General features: G+C 60.9%; 14 protein-coding genes. 1 reads left to right on the top strand and 13 read right to left on the bottom strand.

Annotation, left to right across the window (positions count from 1 at the left end):
- Positions 1-124 precede the first annotated feature (124 nt).
- Positions 125-1,414, top strand: coding sequence for a citrate synthase (gene gltA / locus IC608_RS03835; RefSeq protein ID WP_191772766.1), 1,290 nt, complete (start codon positions 125-127; stop codon positions 1,412-1,414).
- A gap of 39 nt (positions 1,415-1,453) precedes the next feature.
- Here gltA and IC608_RS03830 read toward each other — a convergent pair whose 3' ends face one another.
- The 13 genes from IC608_RS03830 to dnaE all read right to left on the bottom strand — a co-directional run bounded on the left by IC608_RS03830 (position 1,454) and on the right by dnaE (position 17,224).
- Positions 1,454-2,584, bottom strand: a complete 1,131-nt coding sequence (locus IC608_RS03830; RefSeq protein WP_191772764.1) for a lipid-A-disaccharide synthase — start codon at positions 2,582-2,584, stop codon at positions 1,454-1,456.
- Positions 2,585-2,593: 9 nt separating this feature from the next.
- Positions 2,594-3,403, bottom strand: coding sequence for an acyl-ACP--UDP-N-acetylglucosamine O-acyltransferase (gene lpxA / locus IC608_RS03825; protein ID WP_191772762.1), 810 nt, complete (start codon positions 3,401-3,403; stop codon positions 2,594-2,596).
- Positions 3,400-3,837, bottom strand: a complete 438-nt coding sequence (fabZ, locus tag IC608_RS03820; RefSeq protein WP_248306159.1) for a 3-hydroxyacyl-ACP dehydratase FabZ — start codon at positions 3,835-3,837, stop codon at positions 3,400-3,402. Before fabZ ends, lpxA begins: the two co-directional genes overlap by 4 nt.
- A gap of 35 nt (positions 3,838-3,872) precedes the next feature.
- On the bottom strand, positions 3,873-4,901 hold the full coding sequence (lpxD, locus tag IC608_RS03815) for a UDP-3-O-(3-hydroxymyristoyl)glucosamine N-acyltransferase (protein ID WP_191772758.1): 1,029 nt from the start codon (positions 4,899-4,901) through the stop codon (positions 3,873-3,875).
- Between the two features lie 72 nt (positions 4,902-4,973).
- Entirely contained in the window at positions 4,974-7,100 is a 2,127-nt protein-coding gene (gene bamA / locus IC608_RS03810) for an outer membrane protein assembly factor BamA (RefSeq protein ID WP_191772756.1), read from the bottom strand.
- A gap of 183 nt (positions 7,101-7,283) precedes the next feature.
- The gene (gene rseP, locus IC608_RS03805) at positions 7,284-8,399 is read right to left on the bottom strand and encodes an RIP metalloprotease RseP (RefSeq protein WP_191772754.1); all 1,116 of its coding nucleotides are present in this window, start codon (positions 8,397-8,399) and stop codon (positions 7,284-7,286) included.
- 33 nt (positions 8,400-8,432) lie between these two features.
- Entirely contained in the window at positions 8,433-9,218 is a 786-nt protein-coding gene (locus tag IC608_RS03800) for a phosphatidate cytidylyltransferase (RefSeq protein WP_345890848.1), read from the bottom strand.
- Positions 9,219-9,286: 68 nt separating this feature from the next.
- Positions 9,287-10,048 carry an undecaprenyl pyrophosphate synthase gene (gene uppS / locus IC608_RS03795; protein WP_191772749.1) on the bottom strand — a complete coding sequence of 254 codons (762 nt, stop codon included), beginning with the start codon at positions 10,046-10,048 and terminating at the stop codon, positions 9,287-9,289.
- 31 nt (positions 10,049-10,079) lie between these two features.
- Positions 10,080-10,640, bottom strand: coding sequence for a ribosome recycling factor (gene frr / locus IC608_RS03790; protein WP_191772747.1), 561 nt, complete (start codon positions 10,638-10,640; stop codon positions 10,080-10,082).
- An 80-nt stretch (positions 10,641-10,720) separates the two neighbouring features.
- Positions 10,721-11,443 (bottom strand): UMP kinase, encoded by a 723-nt coding sequence (gene pyrH / locus IC608_RS03785; protein WP_191772745.1) that lies wholly within the window; start codon positions 11,441-11,443, stop codon positions 10,721-10,723.
- Between the two features lie 177 nt (positions 11,444-11,620).
- Positions 11,621-12,547, bottom strand: coding sequence for a translation elongation factor Ts (gene tsf, locus IC608_RS03780; protein WP_191772743.1), 927 nt, complete (start codon positions 12,545-12,547; stop codon positions 11,621-11,623).
- 127 nt (positions 12,548-12,674) lie between these two features.
- Entirely contained in the window at positions 12,675-13,448 is a 774-nt protein-coding gene (gene rpsB / locus IC608_RS03775; RefSeq protein ID WP_191772741.1) for a 30S ribosomal protein S2, read from the bottom strand.
- Between the two features lie 320 nt (positions 13,449-13,768).
- On the bottom strand, positions 13,769-17,224 hold the full coding sequence (gene dnaE, locus IC608_RS03770) for a DNA polymerase III subunit alpha (RefSeq protein ID WP_191772740.1): 3,456 nt from the start codon (positions 17,222-17,224) through the stop codon (positions 13,769-13,771).
- Positions 17,225-17,738: the final 514 nt, after the last annotated feature.

Genomic DNA, 17,738 nt, shown 5'->3' with positions numbered 1-17,738 from the left:
GGTCATCAATCGGTTGCTTGCTTCTGCAAAAAGCTGATACCTCTGCGCCACCTTAAAAGCGCGCCAGATGCCCCTGCCCGGCACTTATTTCCTGCGGTTACGCGGGCACAGCGAGGAGAGCTTAATGACAGAAAAAGTCGCCAAACTCGTCATCGGAAACCAGACCCACGAATTCCCGATCCTGAGTGGTTCCGTGGGCCCCGATGTGATGGATATCCGCAGCCTCTACGCCAAGACGGGCCTGTTCACCTACGACCCCGGCTTTACCTCCACAGCCGCCTGCGACAGCGCGATCACCTATATCGATGGTGACAAGGGAGAGTTGCTCTATCGCGGCTACCCAATCGAGCAGCTTGCAGACAAGTCCAACTATCTCGAAGTGTGCTACTTGCTGCTCTACGGCGAACTGCCCGGCAAGCAGCAGATGAAAGAGTTCGAGCAACTCGTCACCAAGCACACCATGGTGCATGAGCAAATGCACTACTTCTATCGCGGCTTCCGCCGCGATGCGCACCCGATGGCGATCATGACTGGCGTCGTCGGCGCTATGGCGGCCTTCTATCACGACAGCACGGACATCAACGATCCGCAGCAGCGCGAGATTGCCTCGATCCGCATGATCGCGAAGATGCCGACAATCGCGGCGATGGCGTACAAGTACTCGGTGGGCCAGCCATTCGTGTATCCGCGCAACGACCTCGATTACGCGTCCAACTTCCTCTACATGTGCTTTTCCGTTCCGGCTGAAGAGTACAAGATCGATCCCGAGATCGCCCGGGCGATGGACCTGATTTTCACGCTCCACGCCGATCATGAGCAGAACGCCTCGACCTCGACCGTTCGCCTGTCGGGCTCGTCGGACGCCAATCCCTTCGCTTGTATTGCTGCGGGCGTAGCTTGCCTCTGGGGACCGGCACATGGCGGAGCGAACGAAGCGGCGCTGAACATGCTGCGCCAGATCGGAACTGTCGACCGCATTCCCGAGTTTATCGCTCGGGCGAAGGACAAGAACGATCCGTTCCGCCTTATGGGCTTCGGGCACCGCGTCTACAAGAACTACGACCCTCGCGCCAAGGTCATGCAGCAGACGGCCAATCGCGTTCTCGACATTCTCGGTGTCGAAAACAACCCGACGCTGCAAGTGGCCAAGGAACTGGAAAAGATTGCCCTCGAGGATCCGTACTTCGTCGAGCGCAAGCTTTACCCGAACGTCGACTTCTATTCCGGCGTGATCCTGGACGCGATTGGCTTCCCCACCTCCATGTTCACGGTGCTGTTCGCCGTCGCGCGGACAGTGGGGTGGATCAGCCAGTGGAAGGAAATGATCGGCGACCCGCAAAAGAAGATCGGTCGTCCACGCCAGCTTTACAATGGCGCTACTGAGCGCGATTACACTCCGATCGGCGACCGCTGAAACAACAAACAAGGGCCCCGCAAGAGCGGGGCCTTTTGCTTACCGCCGATTAATACTGGCTAGCACACGACTAGCAGGATCCACGCGCGGATCAGTTGGAGTTCCTGTCTCCATCACGGCCCTGATTTCAGCGAAGCCCTCCAACTGGCGCTCCATGTGCTCTGCTTGGTTCAGCAGAGCCTCCACGGCATCACCCAACGCCATGACATCGGGCGCAAGCTGCAGCACCTCTGGCACCAGAGGGCGATCCAGTATGGCGTTGGGGAGAGCCGCGAACTTGACCTTGTACTGGAACCACCGCTTGGCTTGGCCCCTGTCTGCGACGTATGTCGTCACCATTGGTATGCCAGCCAAGGCTAATTCGAGTGTCACGGTGCCAGTTACCGCTACGGCAGCGAGAGCGGAAGCGAAGGCATCGTTCTTCTCGGCTTGTCCGGAGATGACAGTCACCGGGAGAGGCCAGGAGTTCAGCTCGCTGCGCAGTTTATCCGCGAGATGGCGTGGCGTGGGCAGGACAAATTCGGTGACCCGAGGATGATCTGAAAATCGCGCTGCAATCGCCTTCATCAGCGGCAGGTGTCGTCGCAACTCACCATCTCGGCTACCCGGTAGCAGCAGCAATGGCCCGCGTTGCGGCGGTACCAGTCGCTGGATGAACTGTTCTGTCGCCGGATGGCCGATGTAGTGCGTCATGGGTCCGCCCGCATCGCGCATTACTGCGGGCTCGAAAGGCAAAACAGCAAGCACCTCTCGAAATCGTGGCTTAAGGCCTTGTGCCCGCTCCGGCTTCCACGCCCAAACGGCCGGTGCAACGCACAGAAGCACGGGTATGTCTGCCGCAGCCTTGTGGACCAGTCCGGCGACGACGCTCGAAAAAACCTGGGCATCTACCAAGACGACAACGTCAGGGCGAGTGTGGATGATCGTGCGGGCGACCTGACGCGCTCGCCAGAGCAGCCGGGGCAGTCGCGGCAGGACATCCGCCCACCCCATCACAGCCAGTTCGTGCATCGGAAAGAGCGACACGAGCCCTTCGGCTTCGAGGGCGTCGCCGCCCACACCCGACAGCTCGACAGGAGCATGTAAACGCAATCGCCGCACCAGATCGGCAGCAATGCGGTCCCCCGAAGATTCACCTGCTAGAAGAAAGATGTTAAGTGCCTGTCCCATCGGTGGAGACTACACATCGTCCTCGGCACTGCGCGGAAGGCAAAAGGCGCGGTCCCTGCCGTCACGCATGAAGGAAACAACGTCCTGAACCAGTGGATCATCGGCGAAGGCAGTAGCAGCCGCATCCACACGAGAACGAAGTGTCCCTTCACCGAAGAAGACTTTGCGGTAGGCGCCGCGAAGGACGTGGATAGCGTCCCGCTCGAAGCCGCGACGTTTCAGGCCCACGAGATTAAGACCGGAAAGCTTCGCCCGGTTGCCAACTGCCATTCCGTAAGGGATGACGTCAGCATCAACCATGCTGTGAGCTCCGATGAAGGCATACGAGCCAATCCGTACGAACTGGCGGACACCGCAAAGGCCACCAAAGCCGACATGGTCCCCGATGATGGTGTGTCCGGCCAAGCCCACATAATTGGCCAAGACCACATTGTTTCCAACCTGGCAGTCGTGCGCAACATGAGCGCAGGCCATCAGGAGGCAGTCGTTCCCAATGCGCGTGACCATGCCGCCACCCTCGGTGCCTGGATTAATGGTCACCGATTCGCGTATGGTGCACCGTTCGCCGACTTCAAGGCGCGACAACTCACCCCCATACTTCAGGTCCTGCGGTGGATTGCCTACGGACGCAAAGGGATAAATCTTGGTGTCCCGACCGATGGTCGTGCGGCCGTCCACGACCGCGTGAGATACCAGTTCCACGTTCTCACCGAGAACCACCTCGGGGCCAACGGTGCTGTAGGGGCCGATTTTGACCCCGGGCGACAGCAGGGCTCCCTCTGCCACGATAGCCGTAGGATGGACGAAGACGTCCGTCACGACTGCGCCTCAACGATCATTGCGGTGATTTCGGCTTCCGCAATGATGGTACCTTTCACTTTCGCCTCGGCACGGTAGCGGCCCACCGTCCGCCGCCGATGGACCTTCGAGATGTGATACTCGATCGTGTCGCCGGGCCCTGCCGGCTTACGGAAGCGCGCGTTATCAACACCGAGCAACATGACGATGCTTTTGCGCTCCGCGGTCGAGTCGTGTTTGATGACGATAGCGCCGGCTGTCTGCGCCATGCCCTCGATGATCAGCACGCCCGGGAAAATCGGATTGCCTGGAAAGTGACCCTGGAAGATTGGTTCGTTGAACGTCACGTTCTTGACGCCGATGGCACTCTCGTCCCCGTCGATTTCTATGATCCGGTCGATCATCAGCATCGGGTACCGGTGCGGCAAGGCTTGCAGGATGTCGGCGACGCTCATGGCATCGAGTTCTCTAACCTCGGATGTCGTCTCGTTCATCCCCGCTTGTCCCCCTTGGAGAGTTTCCGCATGGCCGCCATTTCGCGCCAAAAGTCCTTTATATCCTGAGCCGGAGCTCCGGCAAGTTTGGACCCGGGCGGCCAGTCCTTCGTCACAGCCGCACGGCCGAAGATGACCGTCCCGGAACCAATCTCAAGGTGTCCCGAGGTCCCGACCCCACCGCCCATCAGGACGCCGTCGCCGACGATAGTCGAGCCCGAAAGGCCACTCATGGCCGCAATCAAGCAGTTGCGCCCAATACGACAATTGTGCCCGATCTGCACGAGGTTATCGATCTTTGTGCCGTCACCGATCACCGTGTCGCCAAGTGCACCCCGATCGATCGTGCTGTTCGCCCCGATCTCGACGCGATCCTGAATGATGACACGGCCCAACTGCGGGATCTTGCGATTGCCCCGCCCGTGGTCGAGCCAACCGAAGCCCTCCGTGCCCACCCTCACCCCGGAGTGCAGCGTCACATCGTTGCCCAGATGAGCACAATCGATCGTACAGTTGGCGGCGATAGTGCAGTTCCGCCCAATGGTGACCCCGGGGCCTATGACCGTATTGGCGCCGACCACTGTGCCTCGACCGATTTCCACCCCCGCACCAATGACCACATTGGCGCCAAGACTGACGTCCCGCTCGTACACCGGGGCGCCTAGATCATCTCGATCGGCCGAAATGATCGACCGCGTACTTCCTGGATAGAGGATATCAAGGATATCCACGAAGAGTTCGTGCGGTCGGTCGGCAACCACAGCAATCGTTCCCGCAGGCACATCACCGGCGAGCTTTGCAGAGACAATGGCCACGCCGGCCTTTGTGTGCCGCAAATCTTGGGCATAGCTCGCTTGAGCGGCGAGAACCACGTCTCCCCGGACCGCCAGGCTTGGCTCGGCGACACCACTGACCGTGATATCTCTGCCATCCAGCGCTTCAACGAGGTCATCCCGCCCCACGCCATGCAACAACATGGCCAGCGGTAAGTCGCCGGCAAATCGGTGGAAGCGGGTATCGACCATTATTTCACTTGAAAAAACTGAGCCGCGGCGCTTACCGCCCCGCGGCTCATAAAATCTGACACGCTGCTTAGCTCAGAGCAAGGTGGAGATGGTGAACTGGAACACTTGCGTCCGGTCGTCGGTCGACTTGTTGAGCACCTGCGAGACATCGCCACGCAAGGGGCCGAACGGCGAGTCCCAGATGAGCGACGCACCCACAGACGTCCGCCACGGCTGATCATTGCTGCTGGGATCATAAGTGCTCGAACCGGTGTTCGGCAGATTCATATCCGAGACCCAGGCTGCATCAGCCCAGACGGCACCGCTCAGCCCATAGCTCTCTGGCAAACCGGGAATTGGAAACTCAATCTCACCCGAGATGCCAGCATACATTGTTGCGCCGAGTGCTTCCCCATTTGCCATCCGCGGACCGAAGCCACGGCTCTGAAAGCCCCGGATCAGAGACGAGCCAAGGTTGAACGCCTCCACCGCCTGAACATCACTGCCATCCATGCTATTGATGACACCGGCTTGGCCCTTCACACTCGCAACAATCCCACTGTCATCAAGCAGCGGCATGAAATAACGGGCACGGCCCTCGGTACGGAGAAGGTTGAAGTCCCATCCAATGTACTGCTGCGTGAAGGTCGCGTAGAGACCTTCGGTGGGGTTCTTGACATCGTCGACGTTGTTAAGCGTCAGCGTGTAACCGACAAAGGCCTTATTGAATTCCTGCCCATCAGAGACAACTGCTGACTTGTATGTCGGATTGTCTTCCGTGTCCGAGATCACCTTGTGCTCGTAACCACCGAACAGCGTCGCTGACAAAACACTCGTCACCGGAACGCCAAAACGGAGCTGGCCGCCTGTGGTCTGCATGCCATAGAAGCTGCTGGTGGTTTCGTCGTAGATGCGATGGTACGCGTCGACGCCGGCCGACACCTTGAGCCCCATGAACCGTGGCTCGGTGAACGAAAAGTCAAAGGTCCGGCCCGATTGCGACGCGCCAATGGACGCCCGCAGATACTGCCCCCGACCCAGGAAATTGCGCTCAGTCAGCGAGATTTCGCCCAGAATACCATCGGTCGTGGAATATCCCGCCGAAGCGCCGTACTCACCCGTGGAAGTTTCCGTCACATTGATATTGAGCACCACCTTGTCGGCAGAGGACCCAGGCGCCGTACTCACTTCGACTTTCGAGAAGTAGCCGAGGTCTTCGATCGCCTTGCGGCCGCGGACGACCATAGACCGGTTGAACGGGTCGCCTTCAGCAAACTGCAACTCACGCCGGATCACAAAATCGCGGGTCTTGGTGTTGCCGGTGATATTGACCCGCTCAACGTATACACGCGGACCTTCGTCAACGAGGTAGGTGACCTTGAAGGTGTTCGTCGCAACGTCGCGGTCAAGGCGAGCGCGCACATCAGCGAACGAATATCCCTGGCTGGTGGCCTCGTAGGACATATCCTCGATCGTGCGCTGCAGATCCGACACCGAATAGGTGGACCCCTCACCCGTCCGGACGGACGAGCGCAGCACATCAGTGTTCAGCCCATCTATGCTGGTCTCAATCCCGACATTGCCGAAATCGTAACGCTGACCCTCGTTGACGGTGAAATTGATGAAGTACGCGTTCCTGGCAGCATCAAACTCGGTAACCGAATTCACCTGCGCATCGGGATAGCCGTGATTGGCGTAGTAGAGGCGGATGCGCTCACGATCGACCGCAAGCTTCTGCTCATCGTAAGTGTCGTCACGCAGGAGCCAGCTCAGAATGCCGGTCTCCTTGGTCAGCATGGTACCCTTGAGGTTGCCCGCGCTGATCGAATTGTTGCCGGTGAAGTTGATCGCAGCGATGCCGGAGCGATCCCCTTCATTGACCTGAAACACCACTCGCACGCGCCCATCCGGGCCAGCCTCAGTCCGCGCGGTAACATCGACCGAGCGGAAGCCGTCACGAGCATAGGCTTGACGGATGCTCTCGACATCCGCGGCAACACGCTGCTGCGTGTAAACTCCGGATGACGAAACATCCACCATCGCGAGCAGCTGACTATCGGAGAAGCGCTTGTTGCCCTCGAACAGCACGGCGCTCACCAGTTGGTCCTGAGCCTGAACACTGGCAACGCCGATCACAGGCAACGCTGCAACAACAGGGGCAGCCCCCATAATGGCGATCGCCGAGACCGCGCCGCGCATCAGCTTGGTGGGTTGAATCATATTGTTATTGCCTTCTGCGACCGGCCGGGAGAATCGCCATGCACAACGCTCCCCCAAGCCAACTCCATTGAAGTGTTTTACTGTTTTTTTAACCAGGAACAAGGCGCAAGCCCAGACGCGGTTAGTAATTCATTGGCGCCCTTGCATTCCCGCAACACCTCGCAAACCAAGGTTAATCGGGGGTTACCGCAAGATACCAAAATGGGAAAACACGGTATCATTGAATAGGGTAAAGACCATGAGGGCCAAAACCAGTGCGAATCCGAACCGGAATCCGATTTCCTGAATCTTCAGGCTCAGAGGACGGCCGCGGATCGCTTCGATGACATAGTACAGCAGATGGCCGCCGTCGAGCATGGGAATGGGCAAAAGGTTGAATACCCCGATATTCAGCGACAGCAGCGCCATCAGGTTGACCAGGGCAATAAAGCCCAGCGTCGCCACCTCCCCCGAGACCTTGGCGACCTTGACCGGCCCGCCCAACTGCTCGACATCCCCACGCCCGACGAAGAAATCACCCAGGAACGCCGCGGTCCGTTCAACGATGAAACGGATTTCTTCAGCCGTCATCCCCACGGCTTCGACGGGATCGGGGCGGTAGAGCGTGACGTCCTCGGCCTCCACACTCCGGCTCACACCGATCCGGCCGATTCGTTGCGGGTTACCGAAGCGGTCTTCGATCGTTACCGCCTCCGGCACCAGCGTCAGGGCACGCTCGGCACCACCGCGCACAATTTCGACCACAACCTGCCTGGCCGGCGCCGTAGCGATGTACCTCTGAAAATCCTCGAAACCTCGAACCGGATATCCGTCGACGGATTTGATAGTGTCGCCCGGCTCGAAGCCAGCCTGCTGCGCAACCGACCCGCTGACCACCTCACCAATAACCGGAGTGATCGTCGAGCGTCCATATCCGAGCAGCAGGGCGTAGAGGATCAGAAAGGTCAGGAGGACGTTGGCTATCGGACCGGCAATCACCACGGCGATCCGTTGCCAGACCGACTTATTGATGAACAGCTTTGGCGCGAGCGCCGGATCCACAAGCGCGGCAGCGTCGGGATCGGGAACGCTGGCAGGGTTCATGTCGCCGACAAAACGAACGTAGCCGCCGAGCGGTATCGCCGAAAGTCGCCACCGGGTGCCGTGCCGATCGTTCCACCCGAACACTTCCGGACCGAAGCCGATGGAGAATGTGTGTATCGCCACACCATTCCACCGCGCTACCAGATAGTGGCCCATCTCATGCACGAAGACGATGAACGCGATGATCCAGATCGCGTTGAGCCACAAAAAGGACATGCCGTCAGAACTCCCGTTCAGCGAGCGGCCTCGCTACCAGTAGAGGAGGCCCCGCGCCACCGACCCGAAACCCGCATGAAGAGCGCCCACGATGAACACCAAAATGACGCCGAATGTAAGGCTATCCATGCGGTCCATCAGGCCGCCGTGTCCGGGAATAATGTCACCACTGTCCTTGATGCGGAAATGCCGTTTGAGCGCACTCTCGCCAAGATCCCCCGCTTGCCCCGCCAGGCTGATTGACATTGACAGCAAGAGACCGATCCACCACGGAGACTCAGTGACGATCAGCCAAACGACCAAGCCTACGACGGTGCCCATCGCGAGCCCCCCGACCGCACCCGACCAGGTCTTGGAGGGGGAGATAATAGGTGCGAGCTTTTCGCCGCCAATCTGCCGGCCGCTGAAGAACGCAGCGGAATCGGTGGTCCAGACCACCGTCCCGAGATAAATTCCTGCCATGATGCCGTCGGTTCCCGTCCCGCGCAACGTGATGACGGCCCCGATCAGGAGTCCAAAGAGAGCAAGGCCGCCGATCCGCCATGGTGCATACTCAAGGCCCATGAACAGCGACAGCACTATGGCCGGCCCAATTGTTGCGACTATGCCAGCCCAGCCCGCTAGCGGGAACGCCAGCCCTGAAAGCGCCACCAGGCCAATCAACATCATGCCGCCCGGTCCGAGCGCAGTTCGCGTCACCATGGTTTCCCACTCGCGGTATGCGCCGGCGTAAACAACACCGACGACCGCAGCGAAGAAATAGCTGCCCACGTAGAGGGAAATTGCTGTGATCGCGACCAGCACTGCGGCCGATATCACACGAGGGCCCACGTCGGTCCACTTGCGCCGTTGAGACGCCGCATCATGTGGCGATGGTGGACGCCCGCTCAACTTCCAACCGCCTCAATGCCACCAAAACGGCGATCCCGCGCCGAATAAGACTCAAGAACGCGAAGGAAGGAGTTCTCATCGAAGTCGGGCCAACACTCAGGAACGAACACAAACTCCGAATAGGCCGACTGCCACAGCAGGAAATTGGATATCCGCTGTTCGCCGCTGGTGCGAATGATCAGATCCGGGTCAGGTAAACCAGCGGTATAGAGCGCGTTCGCCAGCCGCTCTTCGGTGATGTCGTCGGGAGACAGGCGGCCGGCTGCCACCTCGCGCGCCAGATGCCGCGCCGCCTCGGCGATTTCGGCCTTGCCGCCATAGTTGAATGCGACCACCAACGTCAGGCCGCTGTTTGATTCGGTCTTGGCCTCCACATCCTCAATGAGCCGAACGAGCGAGGGTTCAAGCCCATCTCGTGTGCCGATGATTCGGACCTTCACGTTGTTGCGGATCAGCCTCTGCAAATCCGACGCAACAAATCGACGTAGCAGACTGAAGATGAAGGAAACTTCCTCCTTTGGCCGTGTCCAATTCTCGGAAGAGAAGCTGAACACCGTCAGGACGTCGACACCATAGGTGATGCAGAGCTCTACGAGGTTGCGCAAGGCACGCACTCCCTCCACATGACCCTCAGTGCGAAGCTTGCCACGCGCCTTGGCCCACCGGCCATTGCCATCCATGATTACGCCAATATGGGACGGAATCCGCAATCCCGACCCAGTCGCGAGCTTCGCATGTGCGGCGGGATCACCAGCCATCGACGCCCTCCCGGCGTAGATCAGCGGCCTACTAGACCTGCATGATCTCCTGTTCTTTCACGGCAACGATGCTGTCGATCTCGCTGACCGCGTCGTCTGTCGCCTTCTGCACCAGTTCGGACTGTTTCTTGGCGTCATCCTGGCTCATGTCGCCGTCTTTCTCGGCCTTTTTCAGAGCGTCCATGCCGTCGCGACGAATATGGCGCACCGCGACACGCGCCTGCTCGGCATAATTGTGCGCAACCTTGACCAGTTCCTTGCGGCGTTGCTCATTGAGCTCGGGCAACGGAACACGGATGACTTGACCCTCTCCCATCGGGTTGAGCCCCAAGCCGCTGTCGCGGATGGCCTTTTCCACGGCGTTAGCCATGCCGCGGTCCCAGACCTGGACCGACAGCATCCGCGGCTCGGGCACCGTCACCGTCGCCACCTGATTGAGCGGCATGCGCGAACCATAGGCCTCCACCGTAACGGGTTCGAGCAGGCTGGCGCTGGCGCGGCCGGTGCGCAGGCCGCCCAGTTCGTCCTTCAGCGAGACAATGGATTTCTGCATTCGGGACTTGAGTTCACTGAGATCGTAGCTGCTGGCCATCGCCGGCTCCTTCCAGTCCGCAGCGGGCCTGCTCGCCCGCCAGTTGAGTAGTTCGCCGGTTCGCCCAGCGGAGTGATTGATTAGCGGTGGCCGTCACCCACCCGCGTCGAGAGCCCCCTGCCCTCGAGCACGCCGGCAAGTCCTGCAGCATCGTCCAACGCATAGACGATTATCGGCATGGCATTGTCGCGGGCAAGGGCAAAGGCCGCGGTGTCCATGACCTTGAGGTTCTTGGCGATCACTTCGTCATAGCCGACCGTGGTGTATCGAGTGGCCGCGGGGTTTGTCTTGGGATCCTCAGAATACACGCCGTCCACCTTCGTACCCTTGAGCACGACGTCGCAATCGAGCTCGATGGCTCTCAGCGTCGCTGCGGTGTCGGTGGTAAAGAAGGGATTGCCGGTGCCGCCACCGAGCACCACGACAAACCCTTCCTCAAGCGCAAGTTTTGCGTCACGGGCGGTAAAGGTGTCGGCAACAGAGGGCATGGTGGCAGCGCTGAAGGGCTTCGACTTGACGCCATGACGGGTGATCGCGTTGGACAGCGCCAGGGCATTGATCATCGTGCCGAGCATGCCCATCAGGTCCGCCGTCACTCGGTCGGTACCATCGGCCGCGCCGGCCATGCCGCGGAAGATGTTGCCTCCACCCACCACGATGGCCACTTGAGTACCCATCTGGGCTACGTCGGCGATCTGCTGCGCAACGGCTTGCAGGAAGGGAGGTTCGATGCCGAAAGAATTATCACCTGCCAACGCCTCCCCCGACACCTTGAGCAGAATACGCTTGTAGGGTGACGGCATGGGAAAACCTCGTGATCGCAACTGACTGGCCGGCAACCGGCAAGCCGGGCAGACCCTAAGGCAAAACCGCCTCGGACTGAAGGCGACACATGCAGGAAATTAGAGCAGAAATAAAGCTCGATCCGCCCGGACAAGCGGAGAGCGTCAGGCGGGCCCGTGGGCCCGCCTGCGGAAGACTTACCTGACGCCGGCGGTAGCCGCGACTTCAGCTGCAAAGTCCGACTCGGCCCTCTCGATGCCCTCGCCCAGCGCATAGCGCACGAACTTGGTCAGCTTGATGGGGGCACCGGCATCCTTCTCGGCATTCTGGATCGCGTCGGCGACCTTGGTCTCGCCGTCGATGACGAAGGTCTGCGACAGCAGCGTCACTTCTTCGAAGTACTTGCGCATGCGGCCATCGACCATCTTCTCGGCGATGTCGGCCGGCTTGCCCGATTCCTTGACCTGTTCGAGAATGATGGCGCGCTCACGGGCCACCACATCCTGATCGAGCTCTTCAGGAGCGATGGCTTGCGGCTGTGCGGCAGCGATGTGCATCGCGAGCTGCTTGCCCAGAGTGGACAACACGGCCTTGTCGCCAGTCGATTCCAACGCCACGAGGATACCGATCTTGCCAAGACCAGGCTTAACCGCGTTATGAACATAGCTTTCCACGACGCCGTTCGAAACTTCGACGGTCTGCGTGCGGCGCAGGGTCATGTTCTCGCCGATCTTGGCGATAGCCTCTGTGAGCTCGGCCGAGACCGAATGGCCGGTGCCGGGAAACGGCATTTCACCGAGCCTTACCACGTCACCGTCGGCGTCGAGCGCCAGCTTGGCGACGTTGCCCACGATCCCCTGGAACTGTTCGTTCCGGGCGACGAAGTCGGTTTCGGAGTTCACCTCAACAACGGCTGCCTTGGTGCCGGAGGTCACAACGCCCACCAGACCTTCAGCCGCGACGCGGTCGGCCTTCTTGGCGGCCTTGGCGAGGCCGCGCGTGCGGAGCCAATCGACAGCCGCTTCCATGTCGCCGTTGGTTTCGGCCAGGGCCTTCTTGCAGTCCATCATGCCGACGCCGGTGGAGTCGCGGAGCTGCTTGACCATTGAAGCAGTGATTTCCATGGGTTCACCTCTTGGCGGCCCCTGTCGGGACCGTATTCAACTGTAGGGAAAGTGGCCCGCTGTCCGGACCGGGCGTGCTACGCAGGACGGCACGCCGCCCTGCATCATTTGCACGCTCACGCGAACATCAGTTGGCGGCAGCTGCGCTGTCGGCCGGGAGATCTTCAGCCGGAGCTTCCGCTGCGGCACCCAGATCGGCACCGAGCGAGCTGGACGAGCGGCCGATGCCGTCGATCGCAGCGCGCGACACGAGCGACACGTAGAGCTCGAGAGCGCGCGAAGCGTCGTCATTGCCCGGGATGGCGTAGTCCACGACATCGGGATCACAGTTCGTGTCGACGATTGCCACGACCGGGATGCCAAGGCGACGGGCTTCCTTGATCGCGTTGGCTTCCTTGTTCGTGTCGATGACGAACAGGAGGCTCGGCAGGTTACCCATGTCCTTGATGCCGCCCAGGTCGCGCTCAAGACGCTCCTGCTCGCGGGACATCATCAGGCGCTCCTTCTTGGTGCGCAGGGCGAGATCGGCTTCGCTCATCGATTCGAGCTCGCGCAGGCGGGCAATCGAGTTCGAAATGGTCTGCCAGTTGGTCAGCGTACCGCCGAGCCAGCGGGAGTTGACGTAGTACTGGGCGGACTGCTTGGCAGCATCGGCTACCAGCGGGGCAGCCTGGCGCTTGGTACCAACGAACAGCACGCGGCCGCCATCGGCCACGGTGTCAGAGACCAGTTGCAGCGCACGGCTGAGGGCCGGCACGGTTTGCGACAGGTCGAGGATGTGAATGTCGTTGCGGACGCCGAAAATGTAGCGTTCCATCTTCGGGTTCCAGCGATGCTTCTGGTGACCGAAGTGGACGCCAGCTTCCAGAAGCTGACGCATGGAGAAATCAGGCAGTGCCATGATGGGCTGCTCCTTTTACCGGTTATATCCTCCACGAAGCGTGCGACGGACGAACCGCCACCGGATGGTTTTCCCACGGGAAAGCCTGCCTCGTGTGTGAGATCACGCCGGCCGAACGCCGAACGCGTGCGCGATATAGGCCAATAAAAGGTGTTTCGCAAGCTGCCACGGCATTGGACCATACATCACGGCGGTGTCAGCGAACCAAACCCGGAGCAAGGCATTGACCAATCATAGACCCGCGCCAAGTTCGCGGGGACAAGGGTGAAAGCCCCTGAGCGGGGGAGGAAGGGCTGATGGCTCGCCTCTCCCGCGTTCTGTCAGGCAAAGCGGACGTCCGTCACCCCGTCGACGGCCTTGATGCCGCCTGCAATCTCCGCGGTGAGGTTATACTTGCCGGGCAGTTCGATCTCGTACTCCTTGGCGCCCCCATCCCGGATGACAACGAAACTGACGGTTCCGTTGCCGCCCCGCCTGAGTTGCGAGCCGATGGGCCCCAGGGCGCGAGCATCTTCGGTGAACACGGTGAGACGTCGGTCCACCCGGTCCGCCATTCCCTCGATGGGTTCAGCCGAGATGAGCCGCAGGCTGATGCCTTCCGCCCGCTCGTCGGCCCCGACCTGCAGGATCACGGAGACGCCCGGCTGCAGGATGGTACCGAACTCGTTGATCTGCTCCGAGAAGGCAATGCACTCGAAGGTCCCAGACTGATCCGACAAGGTCAGGATCATCATTGGCGTTCCCTTGCGCGTGCGGCGATCGTTGCGGGACGAGATGGTGCCGGCCAGGCGGCCAGCCGACGCGCCGTCCTTCACGGCACGCTCGAAATCGCTCCAGCGTTGCACCCGCAACTTCTCGAAGAGATCGGCATAGGCATCGAGCGGGTGGGCGGAAAGGTGGAAGCCAATCGCGGCCAGTTCGCGATCGGCCCGTTCCGTGGAATTCCAGGCGGGCACTCCAACCGGCAAGCGGAATGGTTCGGGCTCTCCGGAATCGAACATGTTCCATTGCCCGTCGTTGCGCTCATGGCTGATGGCCTGGGCCGTGCCGATGACCGCCTCCATGGCCGCGAACGCCACCTCGCGCCGCGGCACCAGACCATCGAATGCCCCAGCATTGACCAAGGTTTCCAGCGTCCGCTTGTTGAGGACCCGCGGATCGACACGACGGGCAAAGTCGCCCAGATCCTTGAACGGTTCCCTGCCCCGCACCTCGACGATGTGTTCGGCGACCGCCCGTCCGACGCCCTTCACCGCCGACAGGCCGTAATGGATGCGGTCTTGCTTGACCGAGAACACCACTTCTGAACGGTTGACGCAGGGGGCCACCACCTCGATGCCCTTCTTGCCCGCTTCGCGGCGGAAGTCGCTGAGCTTGTCGGTCTGCGCCATGTCGAGGGTCATGGACGCGGCGTAGAATTCGTGCGGGAAGTGCTGCTTGAGGTAAGCGGTCTGGTAGGACACCCAGGCGTAGGCAGCAGCGTGGCTCTTGTTGAAGCCGTAGTTGGCGAACTTGGCGAGAAGGTCGAAGATCTCGTCGGCCAGCGCTTCGGCGACTCCGTTCGGACCGGCACCCTCGCGGAAACGGATGCGCTGGTTGTCCATCTCCGCCTTGATCTTCTTGCCCATGGCGCGGCGCAGCATGTCGGCTTCGCCGAGCGAATAGCCGGAGAGAAGCTGGGCGATCTGCATCACCTGCTCCTGGTAGACGATGATTCCGTAGGTCTCGTCGAGAACCTCGGACAGCGCGGGATGCGGATAGACGACGTCCTCGGTGCCGTGCTTGCGGTTGATGAAGCTTGGAATGTTGTCCATCGGGCCCGGCCGATAGAGCGCATTCATGGCGATGAGGTCTTCGATACGGTCGGGCTTGAGTTCCATCAGCGCCCGACGCATGCCGGCCGATTCAAACTGGAAGATGCCGTAGGTGTCGCCGCGCGCGTAGAGGTCGTAGGTGTCCTTGTCCTCGATGGGGATGGCGTCGATGTCGATCTCGATGCCGCGGTTCTTCACCATGTCCACGGCATAGCGGATGGTCGTCAGGGTCTTGAGGCCCAGGAAGTCGAACTTGACGAGACCAGCTGGCTCAACCCATTTGAGGTTGTACTGGGTGACCGGCATGTCGGAGCGCGGATCGCGGTAGAGCGGCAGCAGTTCCTGCAGGGGCCGATCGCCGATCACGATGCCCGCGGCGTGAGTCGAGGCATGCCGGAACAAACCCTCGAGGACCTGAGCGATCTCGACCAATTGCCCGACGGTCTCGTCTTCGTCGGCCATGGCCTTGAACTGCGGCACCTCTTTCATGGTCCGCTCGATGGACCATGGGTCGGCGGGGTTTGCCGGGACCAGCTTGCAGATGCGATCGACCTGCCCATAAGGCATCTGCAGCACGCGACCGACGTCGCGCAGCACGGCGCGGGCCTGCAGCGTTCCGAAGGTGATGATCTGCGCCACCTGGCTGGCGCCATACTTGTCCTGAACGTAGTCGATCACCTCCTCGCGCCGGTCCTGGCAGAAGTCGATGTCGAAGTCGGGCATCGAGACGCGTTCGGGATTGAGGAAGCGCTCGAAGAGGAGATTGTAGCGGAGCGGATCGAGATCGGTGATGGTGGTCGCGTAGGCCACGAGCGAGCCGGCGCCGGAGCCACGGCCCGGGCCGACGGGGATGCCGTGGGCCTTCGACCACTGGATGAAGTCGGCCACGATGAGGAAGTAGCCGGGAAACTTCATCTTCTCGATGATGCCCAGCTCGAATTCGAGGCGGTCGCGGTATTCCTGCTCAGTCTTGCCAGGAGCGATGCCCACCACTTCGAGGCGCTTGTCGAGACCCTCGACCGCGATCTGCCGCAGCGCCGCGGCCTCCGCGGCAACCACGGCCTCCTCGGTATCGTGCGAGCCGGCCGCAAACTTGGGCAGGATGGGACCACGGGTGCGTGGACGGTACGCCACGCGCTGGGCGATCTCCACCGTGGAGTCGAGAGCTTCGGGGAGATCGGAGAAAAGCTCCATCATCTCCGCGCGGGTCTTGAAATAGTACTGGTCGTTGAGCTTGCGCCGCTCCGTCTGCGCCAGCACGGTGCCGCCGGCTATGGCCAGCAGGGCATCATGCGCCTCGTATTCCTTGGGCGACTTGAAGAAGGGCTCGTTGGTGGCGACGAGCGGAATGCCCTTGGCATAGGCATAGTCGATGAGGCGCGGCTCCACTGCAGCTTCCTGGGGACGGCCGTGGCGCTGCAACTCGATGTAAAAGCGGTCGCCGAACAGGTCGGCCAGGCGGTCGAGCCGGCGAAGGGCATTGGCGTCCTGGCCCTGGGCAAAGGCCATGTCTACGGCGCCTTCCGGACCACCGGAAAGACAGATCATGCCGGCCAGCGACTCGCGCGTGAGCCAGTCGAGCCGCGCCCGGGTCAGGCCGTTCTCGCCTTCCAGATAGGCGCGAGAGACAAGCCGAGAGAGATTGGCGAAGCCCTCCTCCGACTGAGCCATCAACACGACGCTGGATTTGCCGGACCAGGCGACGTGACCGCGCTCGCTGACACGCTCCTCGGCCGCGGCGAAATCGACCGCGAGTTCCACCCCGATCAAGGGCTGGATGCCCTTCTTCGTGGCCTTTTCCGAGAACTCCAGCGCCCCAAAAAGATTGTTGGTGTCGGCCAGCCCCAGCGCCGGCTGCGCATCATCGGCCGCCATCTTGAGGATCTTCTCGAGCTGCACTGCTCCTTCGAGAAGGGAAAAGGCAGAGTGGACGTGAAGGTGAATGAAACCGGGGCCGCGCATGAGCATCTCCTTGCCGAACTTGTGGCAGTCAGGCCCGCGCAGTCAAACCACGCTTGTGCGACAATCCACAGCCGATCATGCGAGGCGGCTCAGGATATCGAACCAGGTGAGCGAACCGATCGTGAAGGCACCGAGGGTAACGAAGGCGGCGAAATCCTTGATGAACGACAGCATCTGCATCTCCTTTGTTTCTGGTTTGTTCTTTTACGTTCCGCTTATGTTCACGTCCAGATGGGAACATCGGTGAAACCGGGGAGAGCGCGGGTGTGGTTAAGCAAACGTTAGGAAAGACCTCCTGCCGACGCCGGACGTGACGAGGCGTCCGCCGCCCAAAGGGGGCGCGGCCCAGGAGTGGATTGGGCACCGAGACGGCCTCCGCCTTGGATGATTTGAATTAGAAGACGAAAACCATCCCGGTGCGCAGGGATTTCTGGCAGGGGGTTTGTTAGGGCCGGCTCTCACCGGAATTTCCCATCCCCGGACCCAGGCTCCGTAACGATTCTGAACCCTCCCG

Source organism: Devosia oryzisoli (assembly GCF_014837245.1).
GTDB classification, from domain to species: Bacteria; Pseudomonadota; Alphaproteobacteria; order Rhizobiales; family Devosiaceae; genus Devosia; species Devosia oryzisoli.
Note: the sequence above shows the minus strand (reverse complement) of the source record. Positions and strands in the feature narration are given on the sequence as shown.

Coding starts and splice junctions, on each gene's coding strand:
- bamA (WP_191772756.1), bottom strand. CDS start 7,100: ATGATTCAACCCACCAAGCTGATGCGCGGCGCGGTCTCGGCGATCGCC.
- rpsB (WP_191772741.1), bottom strand. CDS start 13,448: ATGGCACTGCCTGATTTCTCCATGCGTCAGCTTCTGGAAGCTGGCGTC.
- frr (WP_191772747.1), bottom strand. CDS start 10,640: ATGGCCAGCAGCTACGATCTCAGTGAACTCAAGTCCCGAATGCAGAAA.
- tsf (WP_191772743.1), bottom strand. CDS start 12,547: ATGGAAATCACTGCTTCAATGGTCAAGCAGCTCCGCGACTCCACCGGC.
- pyrH (WP_191772745.1), bottom strand. CDS start 11,443: ATGCCGTCACCCTACAAGCGTATTCTGCTCAAGGTGTCGGGGGAGGCG.
- gltA (WP_191772766.1), top strand. CDS start 125: ATGACAGAAAAAGTCGCCAAACTCGTCATCGGAAACCAGACCCACGAA.
- dnaE (WP_191772740.1), bottom strand. CDS start 17,224: ATGCGCGGCCCCGGTTTCATTCACCTTCACGTCCACTCTGCCTTTTCC.
- uppS (WP_191772749.1), bottom strand. CDS start 10,048: ATGGCTGGTGATCCCGCCGCACATGCGAAGCTCGCGACTGGGTCGGGA.
- lpxD (WP_191772758.1), bottom strand. CDS start 4,901: ATGGTCGATACCCGCTTCCACCGATTTGCCGGCGACTTACCGCTGGCC.
- fabZ (WP_248306159.1), bottom strand. CDS start 3,837: ATGAGCGTCGCCGACATCCTGCAAGCCTTGCCGCACCGGTACCCGATG.
- rseP (WP_191772754.1), bottom strand. CDS start 8,399: ATGTCCTTTTTGTGGCTCAACGCGATCTGGATCATCGCGTTCATCGTC.
- IC608_RS03830 (WP_191772764.1), bottom strand. CDS start 2,584: ATGGGACAGGCACTTAACATCTTTCTTCTAGCAGGTGAATCTTCGGGG.